This is a genomic window from Diaphorobacter limosus (assembly GCF_033100095.1).
Lineage (GTDB): Bacteria > Pseudomonadota > Gammaproteobacteria > Burkholderiales > Burkholderiaceae_C > Alicycliphilus > Alicycliphilus limosus.
On the sequence record NZ_CP136921.1, the window covers coordinates 962,292 to 976,759 of the forward strand.

Sequence of the window (14,468 nt, forward strand, 5' to 3'; positions counted from 1 at the left end):
TGCGCAGACCCGCTCTTCAGTGCACCGCGCACGCCTGGCCGCCATGGCCGAGACCCTGCGCTGGGCGGTTGCCATGCAGGCATTCCTGGGCCCGATTCAACATCTCGGCCAGGGCGGCGAAGGCTTCCACCTCCAGCCGCACGGAGACGCAGTTGAGCGACAGATGCACCACGGCGCAATCCGGGCAGACGGTCACATGACCGAGCGGGCTGCGCGCCAGCAAGGCATGCTGGCAGCTGGATGAAGAAGGCGAGTACTCCATGCGATCCTCCGGTGTGTGGTTGGAGAATTCATTCTAAATGCAAATCGTTCGCATTTAAAAGAATCTTCGTGAACCCCATGCCAGCCGCTTTCGCAGGAGTTCTCCATCACCAATTCAACAGCAAAATACCGCCTTAACGCTTGTGTATCAAGCGCAGATAGCAATTATTTTTATAGCATTACCATTTGCCTGCACTGGGCTGGCGCCGGCGCACGGCCTGGGCGATCAGCTCCACCATGTCGGCGCGGTCGGCCTGGCGGGCAAAGTCCAGCGCCGTCAGGCCCAGTTCGTTCTTCAGCGTCGGGTCGGCGCCCTCCTGCACCAAGAGCCGCGCCACATCGCCCGGGCCGTAGCGCACGGCCATCATCAACGGCGTGGTGCCGTTGGGCGAGGCGGCGTCAATGTAGGCGTTTTCTTCCAGCAGCAGCGCCACCATGGCCTTGGCGTCCTGCGTGGTGCCCGAGGCGGCGTAGTGCAGCGGCGTCCAGCCGGTCTTGTTGACGTCGGCGTCGAGTTTGATCAGGGCGCGCGCCGCCGGCAGGTTGCCGCGCAGCGCGGCCAGCATCAGGGCGCTTTCGTCCTTGGCGTTGCGCTCCTCCACCTTCAGGCCCCTGGCGCCGATCAGGGCCGCGGCGGCCTTGCGTGAATCCTCGCGCAGCGCCACGACCAGCGCCGGCTGGCCCTTGGGGTCACGCGCATTCGGGTCGAAGCCGCGTTTGAGCAGATCGCTGATGGCGGCGCCGTTGTCCAGCTCTATGGCCTTGAAGAAATCCTCGTAGGCGCCGGCATGGGCGCAGCCTGCGACGGGGCCCATGACCGCCAGGGTCAGCCAGGCCAGGGTGGTGCGGCGGCGCGTCATGCTGCGGCTCCTTGCAAGAACAGCTGTTCAAAATTGCGGCTGGTGGCCTCGGCCACCTGCTCCACGGCCAGCCCCTTCACGGCCGCGATCTGCCGGGCCACGAAGGGCACGTAGGACGGGTTGTTGGTCTTGCCGCGGTAGGGCACGGGCGCCAGGTAGGGGCTGTCGGTTTCGATCAGCAGCCTGTCCATGGGCACGAAGGCCGCCACATCGCGCAGATCCTGCGCGCTCTTGAAGGTGATGATGCCCGAGAAGGAGACATGGAAGCCCATGTCCAGCGCCGCGCGCGCCACCTGGGCGGTCTCGGTGAAGCAGTGGAATACCCCGCCGGCGCTGCCCGCGCCGCCGTCCTCGCCTTCCTCGCGCAGGATGGCCAACGTGTCCTCGGATGCGCTGCGGGTGTGGATCACCAAGGGCTTGCCCGTCAACCGCGCCGCGCGGATATGGGTGCGAAAACGCTCGCGCTGCCAATCCAGGTCGGCAATGCTGCGTCCGCCCTTGCGGTCCTCCATACCGTAGTAGTCCAGCCCGGTCTCGCCAACGGCCACCACGCGCGGCAGCGCGGCGCGCTCGACCAGGTCTTGCACGGACGGCTCCGTCATGTGCTCGGTGTCGGGATGCACGCCCACGGTGGCCCAGAAATTGTCGTAGCGGGTGGCCAGGCCATGCACGGCGGCAAATTCCTCCATCGTGGTGCAAATGCACAGCGCGCGATCAACCTGGGCCGCAGCCATGGCCTGGCGGATCTGCGGCAGCTGGTCGATCAGCTCGGGAAAGTTCAGGTGACAGTGAGAATCGACAAACATGGTGGTAAAGAAACAAAAACGCCGACCGGCGCGCGGTCGGCGGTTGAGCGGGTAAAGCTCAAATGGTCTGCGTGGGCTTGTCCGAGGCCAGGGCGGTGCCCAGGATTTCCTCGATCTTGTGCTTGAGCTGGCGCGATTTTTCGTCCTTGGGGAACTGGATGCCCACGCCCTGCGTGCGGTTGCCGGCCGCGCGTGCGGGGGTCACCCAGGCCACACGGCCGGCCACGGGGTAGCGCTGCGGGTCATCGGGTAGCGTCAGCAGCACGTAGACATCGTCGCCCAGCTTGTACTCGCGCGGCGTGGGCACGAAGATGCCGCCTTCCTCGAAGAACGGGATGTAGGCCGCGTACAGCGCGGCCTTTTCCTTGATGTTCAGCTGCATGACGCTGGGGCGCGGCGCTGTGGAGGGACTGCTCATGGGTGGCTTTGGTCGTTCAACGGCGAGAGTTTAGTGTGCTCTTCGCCTGCGCTACAAGCGACTCCAGCATCAGGCCGGCGTTGAAGGGGTGATCGGCCGTGCGCGCCTCCTGCATCAGGGCGCGCGACCAGCGCGTGAGTGGGCCCACGCCCGGCGCCTGCGGCAGGTCGGCTGCGGCAAAGTAGCGCGGCTGTGCGCCCACGCGGCTGGCCAGCAGGTCGTGGCAGAGCTTTTGCAGCGCATCCACGGCCTGGGCCGGTTCCAGGTCGGCCAGGGCCGCCACCTCACCGCGCGCCATGGCCCTGGGGATCAGCGCCCAGGCCTGGGGGCTGCGGCCGGCGCGGTGCAGGGCCAGCACGTCGTCGGGCCGGCCACCGGCGGCGCGCAGCAGTGCCTGAGCCGCATCCGGCGTCACGCCCTGCTCCACCAGCCAGGCCTGCGCCACGTCGGCCCGGGGCCAGAGCATGGTGTGGCCCAGGCAGCGGCTGCGTATGGTGGGCAGCAGCTCGTGCGCGGCCTCGGTGGCGAGCACAAAGCGCACGTCACCGGGCGGCTCCTCCAGCGTCTTCAGCAGCGCGTTGGCCGTGACATGGTTCATCTGCTCGGCCGGAAACACCAGCACCGCCTTGCCGCGCCCGCGCCCGCAGGTGCGCTGGGCAAACTCGACGGCGTCGCGCATGGCCTCGACACGGATCTCGCGGCTGGGCTTGCGCTTCTTGTCCTCGATCTCGGCCTGGGCCTTCTCGGGCAGGGGCCAGCCCAGGGCCAGCATCTGCGTCTCGGGCATGAGCACGCACAGGTCGGCATGGGTGTGCACCGCTATGCCGTGGCAGCTGGCGCACTGGCCACAGGCGCCCTGCTCGGTGGGCGCCTCGCACAGCCAGGCGCGCACCAGCTCCAGCGCGAGCTGGTACTGGCCCAGGCCCGAGGGCCCCTGCAGCAGCCAGGCATGGCCGCGCTGGGCCAAGAGCTGTGTGCGCTGCGCGGCAATCCAGGGCGCGACCGCCGTCATGGCGTGGCCCCCTGCAGCCAACCACGCGCGGCCACGGCGGCCAGCATCTGGGCGGCGACCTGCGCGCGCGGCTGGGCGCCGTCCAGGCGGGCAAAGCGCTGCGTGGCGCCGGCGGCACGATCGGCATAGCCGCGCGCCACGCGGGTGAAAAACTCCACGCCCTCGGCCTCGAAGCGATCGGGGGTGCGCGCGGCGGCCAGGCGCTCGGCCGCCACCTCGGGCGGTACGTCGAACCACAGGGTCAGATCCGGGTTTCGCATCAAATCGGGCTCTAGGGCAATACCCGTCTGCGCAAGGCGCTCCATATAAGAGAGCACCTGCAGATCAAAGCCGCGCCCTACCCCCTGGTAGGCAAAGGTGGCGTCGGTGAAGCGGTCGCACAGCACCACGTCGCCGCGCGCCAGCGCCGGCTCTATCACCACGCGCAGATGGTCGCGCCGCGCGGCAAACACCAGCAGCGTCTCGGTCAACGCGTCCATGGCATCGTGCAGCAGCATGGCGCGCAGCTTCTCGGCCAGCGGCGTGCCACCCGGTTCACGCGTGAGCGTCACTTGGCGCCCGGCGGCGCGCAGGGCCTGTGCCAGGGTGTCGATATGCGAGGACTTGCCCGCGCCGTCTATGCCCTCGAAGGTGATGAACAGGCCTTGCATTTATTTCTGCCCGCGTTGGTAGCGATTGACGGCGCGGTTGTGCTCGTCCAGCGATTCGCTGAAGTGACTGGAACCGTCGCCGCGCGCCACAAAGTACAGCGCCCTGGTTTGCGCCGGCTGCACGGCGGCCAGCAGCGCGGCGCGGCCCGGCATGGCGATCGGGGTGGGCGGCAGGCCGGCGCGGGTGTAGGTGTTGTAGGGTGTGTCGGCCTGCAGGTCGCGCCGGCGCAGGTTGCCGTCAAATTTTTCGCCCAGGCCGTAGATCACCGTGGGGTCGGTCTGCAGCAGCATGCCCATACGCAGGCGGTTGGTGAACACGCCGGCGATCTGGGCGCGGTCCTCGGCACGGCCAGTTTCCTTCTCGACAATGCTGGCCAGGATCAGCGCCTGGTCGGCGGACTTGAGCGGCGTATCCGGCGCGCGCTGCGCCCAGGCGGCTTCCAGACGTCTGTCCATGGCATGCAGGGCGCGGCGGAGCACGGCCAGATCGCTGCTGCCCTTGGCGTAGGTGTAGGTATCGGGAAAGAAACGGCCCTCTGCGGCCAAGCCAGCATGCCCAAGGCGGGCCATGATGTCGGCATCGCTCCAATCCGCGGTCTCGGGTTTGAGCTGCTCGGCGCGTGCCAGGGCCTGGCGCAGCTGGCGGAAGTTCCAGCCCTCCACCAGGGTCACGGCGCGCAGCGCCTCCTCGCCTCGCACCAGTTTCTGCAGCAACTCATAGGGGCTGGTGCCCTGGGGGATTTCGTAATTGCCGGCCTTGATGCCGCGATCCTTGCCCGACAGGCGAAACCACCAATACAGCAGGCGGGCATCGGTCTGCACCCCGGCCTGAACCACGGCGCGGGCCACGGCGCGCGGCGTGGTGCCGGGCTCTATCTCCAGCTCCAGCGACTGGTTCGCGGCCAGTGTCAGGGGCGCCTGCAGCCACCACGCGGCCGCGGCGCCAACGATCACGGCAATGAGCACCAGCAAAACGAGAAAACGACGCACAACCCTGCAGCCCGTAAGAGAGACAACCGGGCATCATAATTCAGCGCATGAACGACAAGCAGCCAGCGCCGTCCACCCTGCCCCGGGACGGCGTGTCCCCCCTGAACCATCTTGGCGTGATCCGCGTAGCCGGTGAAGACGCCGCCAAATTCCTCCACGGCCAGCTGACCCAGGACTTTGCCCTGCTGGACGAGCAGCACGCACGGTTGGCCGCCCTGCTGACGGCCAAGGGCCGCATGCTCGCCAGCTGCATCGCCTTCAAGCGCAGCGATGCCGAGGTGCTGCTGGTCTGCGCACGCGACCTGCTGGCGCCCACGCTCAAGCGCCTGTCCATGTTCGTGCTGCGCGCCAAGGCGCGCCTGAGCGATGCCAGCGGCGACTACGCCCTCTACGGCCTGCTGGGTGACGCCGCGCGCGCCGCGCTGCCCGAGGGCGACGAGCCCTGGGCCAAGGCCGACCTGGGCGACGCCAGCGTGGTGCGCCTGTACCCCGCCGACGGCCAGCCGCGCGCGCTGTGGCTGGCGCCCGCCGCCAGCCCCGCACCCGCCGGCGCGCCGACCAGCGAGGCACTGTGGCTGTGGAGCGAGGTGAGGAGCGGCGTCGCCACGCTGACCGCCCCGGTGGTCGAGGCCTTCGTGCCGCAGATGCTGAACTACGAATCGGTGGGTGGCGTGAACTTCAAGAAGGGCTGCTACCCCGGCCAGGAGGTGGTGGCGCGCAGCCAGTTCCGCGGCACGCTCAAGCGCCGCGCCTACCTGGCCCATGCGCCGGCCCCGGTCGCCGTCGGTGCCGAGGTGTTTGCACAGGATGACGCCGAGCAGCCCGTGGGCCTGGTGGTGCAGGCTGCCGCTGCGCCCGGTGGCGGCGTGGATGCGCTGGTGTCGCTGCAGATTGCCGCCACTGCCGGGGCGCTGCAGGTGGGCGCCGCGCAGGGCGTGCCGCTGACGCTGCTGCCCCTGCCCTACGCGCTGCTGGAAGACATTTGAGCGCGTTCAGGCTGCAACGCCGCCGTGGCTGAGCGCCCTCGCATCGCGCTGGCCTGGCTGGCCACGGTGGTGCTGGTCACGCTGAACCTGCGGCCCTTTCTCACCGCCATCGGGCCGCTCACGCCGACCATACAGGCGCACACCGGGCTGGGACTGCAGACGCTGGCCTGGCTCACGCTGCTGCCCATGGCCCTGATGGGCGCGGGCACCTGGCTGGCGCCTGCGCTACTGCCCCGCCTGGGCGCACGACCCACACTGGCGCTGGCGCTCACGCTGCTGGCCCTGGGTTGCGCGCTGCGCCTGGTGCCCGCCTGGCTGCTGGCCACCGCCGCGCTGTGCGGCGTGGGCGTGGCGCTGGTACAGGGCACGCTGCCGGGCCTGATCAAGCTGCACACGCCACGCCACGTGGCACCGATGATGGGCGTGTACTCGGCCTCCCTCATGGGCGGCGGCGCTTTAGGCGCGCAGCTGTCACCACTGGCGCTGCAGTGGGGCCTGGGCTGGAGCGGCGCCCTGGCGCTGTGGACGCTGCCGGTGCTGGCGGCGCTGGCGCTGGCCTGGTGGCAGCTGGGCCGCATGGCGACGCCCGCGGCCGGCGCCACGCAGCGTGGCGCCAGCGCCTGGCTGCTGCGCCGCCCGCGCACCTGGTATCTGATGCTGGCCTTTGGCCTGATGAACGGCGGCTACGCCAGCATGATTGCGTGGCTGGCGCCCCACTACCAGGAGCTGGGCTGGAGCGCCGCGCAGAGCGGCACGCTGGTCGCCCTGCTGTCGATCGCTCAGGCGGCAGCGGCCCTGCTGCTGCCGGTGCTGGCCGCGCGCGGCGGGCCAGACCGCCGGCCCTGGCTATGGTTCACCCTGGGCTGCCAGGCGCTGGGCTTTGCGCTGCTGGCCATGGCACCTCTTGCCGCGCCACTGGCCACGGCCATCGTGCTGGGCGTGGGCCTGGGCGGCTGCTTCACCTTCTTCATGCTGGTGGCACTGGACCATTTGCGCGCGCCGCTGCAGGCCGGCGCGCTGAACGCGCTCATGCAGGGCGGCGGCTTTCTGCTCTCGGCCCTGCCGCCCTGGCTGATGGCGCGGCTGCACCAGGGCGGCGGCGGGTTCTCCGGTGGCTGGTGGCTGCAGTGCGCCATGGCGCTGCTGGTGGCCGTGCTGGTGGCGCGCCTGGCACCCACGCAGTACGAGCGCGTGATGCAGCCGCCGGTGCCGTGAAGCCGCGTGCCAGAATTTACCCATGAACGGATTGCGACGCATGGCGCCCTGGTGGCTGGCCTGGCTGGTGCTGGGCGCAGCCGGCTGCGTCTGGCTGGCGCAACAGCGCCTGCAGCAACTGCATGACAGTTTTGACACCGGCGCGCGCATTGCCCACCGCGTGCTCAGCCAGCGCATGGTGCAGCACGAGGCCATCCTGGCCACGCTGGTTTTGCTGCAACCTGAAAGCCGCGCCACCGAGCCGGCCCCCTGGAGCGCCCTCACCCGCCCCTACCCACAGGTGCGCGAAGTGCTGCGCCATGACCATGGCGCGCCCGCCTGGCCTGCTGGCTGGCCGCCGGGCATGGATGCGGCACTCGCACAATCCCGCGCCAGCGGCCACGCCGTGCTGGCTCCGAGCAATCTGACCGGTGGCCAGCTCTACCTGGTGCAGGCCGGAACACCAGCCAGCTTTGCCCTGCGCCTGGATCTGCGCACCACGGCCCTGGCCGACGACTGGCCGCTGTCGCCCGGCAGCCCGGTGCACGCCTGGCTCGCGCTCGATGGTCAACGCTACACCATCCAGGGCGCCGCGGAAAACGCTGCACGCTGGCAGTGGCAGGCCGCCAAAACGCTGGCCGCCACAAGCCAGCCCCTTGTGCTGCACATGCAGCAGGCGGTGCGCGCGGCCATGCTGCCGTGGGGCAGCATGCTGGGCTGGTTGGCGGGCAGCGCCGCCCTGCTCACGGCGCTGCGCCAGCTGCTGCGCCAGCGCGTGGCGCGCCGGCGCGCCGAGCAGCTGCTGCAGCTGGGCCAGGTGGCGCGCTTGAACACCCTGGGCGAGCTTGCCGCCGGCATGGCGCACGAGCTCAACCAGCCACTCACGGCGGTGCTTGCCAGCAGCCAGGCCGCGCAGCGCCTGCTGGCCGAGGACGCGCCCGACATGCCGCTGCTGCGCCAGGCCCTGGCGCAGGTGGTGGCGCAGGCGCGGCGCGCATCGGATGTGGTGACCAGGCTGCGCCGCCTGGTCGAGCGCCCCGACGCAGCCATGCAGAGCAGCGCCATCGACCTGCCCCAGGCCGTCATCGATGCGCTGCACCTGCTCGAACCGCAGCTGTCCGCCCACAAGGTACATCTGCACCCGCAGTTCGCCCCCGGCCTGCCTGCGGCCCGTGCCGATGCGGTGGCGTTGCAACAAATCCTGCACAACCTGCTGACCAACGCGCTGCAGGCGATGGACACCACGCCCGTGGGCGAACGCCGGCCAGGTGCGCGCGCAGCTGCGCGCCGACAACGCCGGCCCGCACACCCTGGAGGCCAGCCGCCTGAAGGCCTACACCTCGGCATCGGCCAAGAACGCCACCAGCGCCATCATGGAAACCTCGCAAAAGAACCCTGGCGCGGCCAACCTGGGCCAGATTCCAGGCTATCTGCTGCTGGGCGGCGGCCTGCCGGTCAAGGCGGGCAATGAGGTGATAGGCGCCGTGGGCATCGGCGGCGCCCCTGGCGGCCATCTGGACGAGCAATGCGCCAAGGCGGCGCTCGACCAGGTGCAGGAGCTGCTCAAGTAAATCCGCTAGCCCATCCAGCAGGCTTCAAGCCAAAAAAAGCTTTGGCGCTTGCCAGATAAGCGCAAGCAGCTATCAATAGAATAGTTAAGAAAGCATGCGCCGCATGGTGATGTGGGCGATGCCCGCTTCCTCGAACACCGCACCCACGGGCACAAAGCCGGCGCGGCGGTAAAAGCCTTCGGCGCTGCACTGCGCGTGCAGCGTCACCTGGGCGTCACCGCGCGCCTGTGCGGCCCGCACCAGAGCATCGAGCACCGCGCGGCCCCAGCGCTGGCCGCGCACCACGCGATCGACGGCCATGCGGCCTATGCGCGCGTCGCCCGGTGCCTCGTACAACAGGCGGCCGGTGGCCACGGGCTGGGCCAGGCGGTTATAGGCCACGGCGTGCACGGCCGTGGGGTCGTGCGCGTCCAGCTCTATGGCGGGGTCTATGCCCTGCTCCTGCACGAACACCGCCATGCGCAGTGCCGTGGCATCGGCGCCCAGCGTGGCCCAGTCGCCCACGCGCAGTTCCACCATCTCGCCACCGGCCTCATAGTGCTCGATCATGGTGCGCAGCGCGGGCGGTACGGGGCGCTTGGTCTGCGTGGCCGGGTCGGCAAACACGTAGACCAGCTCCACCGTGGCCAGCAGCCGGTCGCCGGCGAACATGGCGCATTCGAACAGCAGCGAGGTATGGCCCACGCGCGCGCAGCGCATGCCCACGTCCAGCAGGTCGTCCAGGCGCGCCGAGGCGTGGTATTGCACCGTGGCCTGCTTCAGATACACCTCGCCGCCCAGGGCCTGCATGCCGGTCTCGTAAGGCAGGGCCAGGGCGCGCCAGTAATCGGTCATGGCGCAGTCGGCATAGGTCAGGTAATGGGCGTTGAAGACGATTTTCTGGATGTCCACCTCGGCCCAGCGCACGCGCAGGCGGTGAAAACAGCGGAAGTCCTGGCGTTGCATGGGCTTAGCCTCCGTCGATGCCAAAGGCGGCGCGCAGTGCGCGCGCCGCGTCCTGGTGGGCGCGCCGTGCCTCGGCAATGGCGCGGCCCATCTTGATGAATTCGTGCGTCACGCCGCGGTAGATCTCGAGATCCACGGCCACGCCGGCGGCGCGCAGCTTGTCGCCATATTCGACGCCCTCGTCCACCAGCGGGTCGCATTCGGCCAGGCCTATCCAGGCCGGTGCCACGCCGTCCACATCGGGCGCCAGCAGCGGGGCAAAGCGCCAGTCCTCGCGCTCGGCGCGGCTGGGAATGTACTGGTCGAAGAACCAGCCTATGGCGGCGCGGTCGAGTATCGGGCCGTGCGCGAACTCGGTATGCGACAGCGTGTCCTGGTGCGCCGTGGTGCCTGGGTAGATGAGCAGCTGCAGCGCCAGCGGCAGGCCCGCGTCGCGCGCCAGGATGGCGTTCACGGCCGCCAACGTGCCGCCCGCGCTGTCACCGCCCACGGCCAGGCGGCCGGGGTCTGCACCCAGCCGGGCGGCGTTGGCGGCCAGCCAGGCGAGCGCGTCCCAGGCGTCGTTGCTGGCGGTGGGAAAGGCGTGCTCGGGCGCCAGGCGGTAATCGAGCGACAGCACCATGCAGCGGCCCAGGCGCGCCAGCTCGCGGCACAGCACATCATGCGTGGCCACGCTGCCAATGGTGAAGCCGCCACCATGCAGGTACAGCAGCGCCGGCAGCGCGGCCGCGGTGCCGGGCGCATACAGGCGCGCGGGCAGCTGCACGCCATCACGGCTGGGGACATGCAGATCCTCGACCCGCGGCAGCTCGGCCCTGGGCACCTCCAGCACGCCGGCACCAGCCTCGTAGGCGATGCGCGCCTGGGCCGGGCTCAAGGTATGCAGTGCAGGCCGACCGGCGCGTGCCAGGCGGTCTACCACGCTGCGCATCTGCGGCGTCAGTCGCGCATGGGTCTGCGCGGCGAGGTCGGTGTTCGTCATTGCTTGAAATGCACCTGCACGGGCTGTGCGCCGGGCAGGCCGACATAGCTGGCCGTGACGCTCAGGCCCGGGCGTGGCGGCAGCAGCGGCGAGAAGCTGCCCAGGCTGATCAGGTCGCCCGGCTGCAGCGTGATGCCGTCCTTTTGCAGCGCCTGCGCGATCCAGACCACGGCATTGAGCGGCTGGCCCAGGATGTCGCTGCCCTTGCCGCTGGCCAGCAGCTGGCCCTGGTTGTTGGTGAGCTGCACCTGCATGCGCTCCAGCGCATCGAGCAGCGCATAGCGCTCGCCGCGCGTCGCGGGCACGGCAATCGGCTGGCCCGCCACGCCCAGACGCGCGCCCACGTTGATGGCGGCCACGCCCGGGCCGTTGAGCTGCGCCGGCGCCTGCACCACCAGGTCGGGCAGCTCGATGAAGGGGATCACCTGGTCGATATGCTGCAGCACCTCGTACGGCGTGCTGGCCTGGTTGATGGCCGCGTCCTTCACGCGCACCAGCATGTCGGCCTCGAACAAAGGGCGCGCGCCAAAGGCGGCCGGCACGCTGGCGCCGCTTTGCTCGATCATGCCCTCGTAGAGCTTGCCCCACACCGGCTTGTCGGTGTTGAAACGCTTTTGCACCGCCGGGTTGGTCAGGCCCGCCTTGTAGCCCACCACCTTGCCAAAGCTGGACGCCAGCAGCGCATTGAACTTGGCGCGCGTGCAGGCGCCGTCGGCATCCGACAAGGCGGGAAAGTTGGGCGCCGGTGTCTTGGACGCATAGTGCGAGGCCATGACGCCCACGTCACCATCGCTCAGACATTGCGCCTGCGCGCCCAAAGCCCAGGTGATGCCCGCCGCCAGCGCGACGAGGGTCTGCTTCATGCTCATGCCAGTCTCCTGTTTGTGGGTATGCGGCCGATGGTGGCAGATCTAGTCGCCGGCGTCCGGGCGAGCCTTCCAGTCGATGGGATCCTGCTGCAGCACCATGTCGATGTCCAGGCCCAGGGTCAGGCCGACCTTGCCGGGAAAGGACACCGCCAGCTCGCGCTCGCTCAGGCCCGCCTCGCGCGCCCGGGCGCGCCAGGCGGCCAGATGCAACACGCCGGCCAGGGGTTCGTAGTCGTTGTTGTCAAACGGTGCGTGGTGGTGGCGCAGGGCGTCCACCACCACCAGGGGCAGCTGCCAGCGGCGGGCCAGCTCGGCACTCACCTGGGCGTAGCAGTAGCCCAGCAGGCGCTGTTCCAGCTTGGCGCGGCGCGGATCCAGCGGCGGCATCAGGCTGTTGATGGACTGCATGCGCTCCGGGTCTGCCAGGTGCAGCGCCAGCTCGCCCACGCCATGCAGCAGCCCGGCGGTATAGGCCACGATCTGGCTTTGCTGCACCAGGCCGGCAAAGGATCGCGCCAGCTTGGCGGTATTCAGGCTGTAGCGCCAGAACAGCTGCAGGTTGACGCCCGGCACCGAGCGCGAGGAGGCGCCCAGCGGCGCCGCGCGCACCAGCGTGCGCAGCTGCGCCACGCCCAGCAGGGCCAGCGCCTCGGGAATGCCGCTGATCTGCTGCTGCGCGCCAAAGGCGCTCGCGTTGGCCTCTTGCAGCAGGCGTGCGGCCAGGGCCGGATCAGTGCCGAAGAACTGGTTTAGGCGCCGCAGGCTGGGCTCGGCCTGGGCCAGCTCGCTCATCAACAGCGCCACCGCGCGTGGCAGGCTGGGCAGCGCGATGGGCTGCGCCAGCAAGGCTTGAAGCTCCATGACAGGTCAGAGGCTGAGAGTAAATTGGCCGTGCCCGAAGGACGCGTCAAAACGCCGCCAATCGAGACGCAAAACGCAGCCATAGCTCGGGCTATGGCGAGTATTTGCAACAAAGAGTGGGGGTGTTTTGGCGTGTAAAGCGGGCACGGGGAATTTCCTCTCAGCCTCTCAGGTGGGACGCAAAAAGAAACGGCCATTATGGCGGCAGCAGGCACCACTGATTCCTCACAACCAGGTCGATCCGGCCCTGGGGCCGGTTTCGATGATGAACTCTGGCGTGCCGCCCAGCACGAAGGCGCCCAGCACCAGGCTGAGCAGCGACATGAAGATGCTGGCCCAGAAGGCCGTCCAGAAGCCGCTCAGATAAAAGCCGTTCACCAGCTTTGCCACCAGCATCAGCACCAGCGCGTTGATCACCAGCAGGAAGAGGCCGAAGGTGATCAGCGTCAGCGGCAGCGTCAAGAACACCAGCAGCGGCCGCACGACCGCGTTGGCCAGGCCGAGCAGCAGCGCCGAGATGACCAACGCGCCAACGCCATCAAAGCGTATGCCTTTGAACACATGGCTACAGACCCACAGGCCCAGCGCCAGCGTGGCCCAATGGATCAGGAATGGAGTCAGGTTGGCAAGCATGGCGGCGCCGCGCGGCGAGGTGAATGATGCGTGCATTCTATGCACGCAGGTGCATTGCAGATACTTGACGAATTCGCTCGGCACGCTTGCAGTGCATGCGCATCCAGCTATCAAAACAGTTGCAGAGGACGACACACCACGGCGGTGACCGGCCCATCGCCATGCATGGACAGAAGAGCCCTGCGGCGTGACAATGTCCCATCGCTTGGCGCGCCCACGCGGCCCGTGAACTCTCGGGCCATGCGCCTGGCCTCTCTCACTCGGCAGCGCCCAGGCAGTGCATCGTGGCGCAAGCCGCCGAGCCCCCCAATCTTCCACCCAGCACAGGAGCTTGAACCATGAAAGCAGCACGCTTCCACGCCCGCGGCGACATCCGCATCGAAGACATTCCAGAGCCTACCGTGGCCCCCGGCACCGTCGGCATCGACGTCGCCTGGTGCGGCATCTGCGGCACCGACCTGCACGAGTTCATGGAGGGGCCGATCTTCATTCCGCCCTGCGGCCACCCGCACCCCATATCGGGCGAGTCCGCGCCCGTCACCATGGGCCATGAGTTCTCGGGCGTGGTCTATGCCGTCGGCGAAGGCGTGACCGACATCCAGGTGGGCCAGCATGTGGTGGTCGAGCCCTACATCATTGCCGACGACGTGCCCACCGGGCCGGGCGAGCGCTACCACCTGTCCAAGAACATGAACTTCATCGGCCTGGGCGGTCGCGGCGGCGGCCTGTCTGAAAAGATTGCCGTCAAGCGCCGCTGGGTGCACCCGATCTCCAACGCCATTCCCCTGGACCAGGCGGCCCTGATCGAGCCCCTGTCAGTAGGCCACCACGCCTATGTGCGCAGCGGCGCCAAGGCCGGCGACGTGGCGCTGGTGGGCGGCGGCGGCCCCATCGGGCTGTTGCTGGCGGCCGTGCTGAAAGCCAAGGGCCTGAAGGTCATCATCACCGAGCTGAGCGCCAAGCGGAAGGAGAAGGCGCGCGAGTCCGGCGTGGCCGATCACATCCTCGACCCGTCCCAGGTGGACGTGGTGGCCGAGGTGATGAAGATCACCGGCGACAAGGGTGCCGACGTGGCTTTTGAGTGCACCAGCGTCAACAAGGTGCTCGACCAACTGGTGGCCGCCACCAAGCCAGGCGGCGTGGTGGTGATCGTCTCGATCTGGAGCCACCCGGCCACCATCAACGTACACACCGTGGTGATGAAGGAGCTGGACGTGCGCGGCACCATCGCCTACTGCAACGACCACCAGGAAACCATCAAGCTGGTAGAGGAAGGCAAGATTGACTTGACCCCCTTCATCACCCAGCGCATCCAGTTGCAGGATCTGGTCTCGCAGGGTTTTGAAACGCTGATCCAGAACAACGAATCGGCGGTGAAGATCATCGTTCAGCCCCGGCTCAAGTAAGCCCGAGCCCAAGCTGCACAACCG

15 protein-coding genes and 2 pseudogenes are annotated in these 14,468 nt (G+C 68.8%); 5 read left to right on the forward strand and 12 right to left on the reverse strand.

Translation table 11 applies throughout. The features are described from left to right. Window positions 1-16: 16 nt before the first annotated feature. The 7 genes from P4826_RS04710 to mltG form a co-directional block, all read right to left on the reverse strand. On the reverse strand, window positions 17-262 hold the full coding sequence (locus P4826_RS04710) for a hypothetical protein (protein ID WP_317702753.1): 246 nt from the start codon (window positions 260-262) through the stop codon (window positions 17-19). Window positions 263-440: 178 nt separating this feature from the next. Further along, window positions 441-1,121, reverse strand: coding sequence for an ankyrin repeat domain-containing protein (locus tag P4826_RS04715; protein ID WP_317702754.1), 681 nt, complete (start codon window positions 1,119-1,121; stop codon window positions 441-443). After that, window positions 1,118-1,927 carry a TatD family hydrolase gene (locus P4826_RS04720; RefSeq protein WP_317702755.1) on the reverse strand — a complete coding sequence of 270 codons (810 nt, stop codon included), beginning with the start codon at window positions 1,925-1,927 and terminating at the stop codon, window positions 1,118-1,120. The genes P4826_RS04715 and P4826_RS04720 overlap by 4 nt, the downstream gene beginning before the upstream one ends. Window positions 1,928-1,985: 58 nt before the next feature. Next, window positions 1,986-2,345: a PilZ domain-containing protein gene (locus P4826_RS04725; RefSeq protein ID WP_317702756.1), complete on the reverse strand. Its 360-nt coding sequence runs from the start codon at window positions 2,343-2,345 to the stop codon at window positions 1,986-1,988. A 16-nt stretch (window positions 2,346-2,361) separates the two neighbouring features. After that, the gene (locus tag P4826_RS04730; RefSeq protein ID WP_317702757.1) at window positions 2,362-3,357 is read right to left on the reverse strand and encodes a DNA polymerase III subunit delta'; all 996 of its coding nucleotides are present in this window, start codon (window positions 3,355-3,357) and stop codon (window positions 2,362-2,364) included. Next, complete coding sequence (gene tmk / locus P4826_RS04735) at window positions 3,354-4,007, reverse strand: dTMP kinase (RefSeq protein ID WP_317702758.1); 654 nt, start codon at window positions 4,005-4,007, stop codon at window positions 3,354-3,356. Before tmk ends, P4826_RS04730 begins: the two co-directional genes overlap by 4 nt. Next, the gene (gene mltG, locus P4826_RS04740; protein ID WP_317702759.1) at window positions 4,008-4,997 is read right to left on the reverse strand and encodes an endolytic transglycosylase MltG; all 990 of its coding nucleotides are present in this window, start codon (window positions 4,995-4,997) and stop codon (window positions 4,008-4,010) included. It lies immediately after the preceding gene. A 47-nt stretch (window positions 4,998-5,044) separates the two neighbouring features. Here mltG and ygfZ point away from each other — a divergent pair, with 47 nt between their 5' ends. From ygfZ to P4826_RS04760, 4 genes and pseudogenes are all read left to right on the forward strand, one after another. Beyond that, a complete protein-coding gene (ygfZ, locus tag P4826_RS04745) occupies window positions 5,045-5,983 on the forward strand; it encodes a CAF17-like 4Fe-4S cluster assembly/insertion protein YgfZ (protein ID WP_317702760.1) in 939 nt (312 codons plus the stop codon). A 24-nt stretch (window positions 5,984-6,007) separates the two neighbouring features. Next, window positions 6,008-7,198, forward strand: coding sequence for an MFS transporter (locus P4826_RS04750; protein WP_317702761.1), 1,191 nt, complete (start codon window positions 6,008-6,010; stop codon window positions 7,196-7,198). 835 nt (window positions 7,199-8,033) lie between these two features. Beyond that, a pseudogene (locus P4826_RS04755) lies at window positions 8,034-8,144 on the forward strand (hypothetical protein); the annotation flags it as partial. A 292-nt stretch (window positions 8,145-8,436) separates the two neighbouring features. Beyond that, window positions 8,437-8,748: pseudogene (locus P4826_RS04760) on the forward strand (GlcG/HbpS family heme-binding protein); the annotation flags it as partial. Window positions 8,749-8,832: 84 nt separating this feature from the next. On the opposite strand, the gene P4826_RS04765 reads toward P4826_RS04760, so the two are convergent. The 5 genes from P4826_RS04765 to P4826_RS04785 all read right to left on the reverse strand — a co-directional run bounded on the left by P4826_RS04765 (window position 8,833) and on the right by P4826_RS04785 (window position 13,038). Next, window positions 8,833-9,693, reverse strand: a complete 861-nt coding sequence (locus tag P4826_RS04765; RefSeq protein ID WP_317702762.1) for a YbgC/FadM family acyl-CoA thioesterase — start codon at window positions 9,691-9,693, stop codon at window positions 8,833-8,835. A 4-nt stretch (window positions 9,694-9,697) separates the two neighbouring features. Beyond that, the gene (locus P4826_RS04770) at window positions 9,698-10,675 is read right to left on the reverse strand and encodes an alpha/beta hydrolase (protein WP_317702763.1); all 978 of its coding nucleotides are present in this window, start codon (window positions 10,673-10,675) and stop codon (window positions 9,698-9,700) included. Further along, the gene (locus tag P4826_RS04775; protein WP_317702764.1) at window positions 10,672-11,544 is read right to left on the reverse strand and encodes a 2-keto-4-pentenoate hydratase; all 873 of its coding nucleotides are present in this window, start codon (window positions 11,542-11,544) and stop codon (window positions 10,672-10,674) included. Before P4826_RS04775 ends, P4826_RS04770 begins: the two co-directional genes overlap by 4 nt. Window positions 11,545-11,586: 42 nt before the next feature. Next, entirely contained in the window at window positions 11,587-12,405 is an 819-nt protein-coding gene (locus P4826_RS04780) for an HDOD domain-containing protein (RefSeq protein WP_317702765.1), read from the reverse strand. Window positions 12,406-12,630: 225 nt separating this feature from the next. Continuing rightward, complete coding sequence (locus tag P4826_RS04785) at window positions 12,631-13,038, reverse strand: phage holin family protein (RefSeq protein WP_317703710.1); 408 nt, start codon at window positions 13,036-13,038, stop codon at window positions 12,631-12,633. A gap of 338 nt (window positions 13,039-13,376) precedes the next feature. Between P4826_RS04785 and P4826_RS04790 the strand changes: the two genes are divergently transcribed. Further along, the gene (locus P4826_RS04790; RefSeq protein WP_317702766.1) at window positions 13,377-14,444 is read left to right on the forward strand and encodes a 2,3-butanediol dehydrogenase; all 1,068 of its coding nucleotides are present in this window, start codon (window positions 13,377-13,379) and stop codon (window positions 14,442-14,444) included. Window positions 14,445-14,468: the final 24 nt, after the last annotated feature.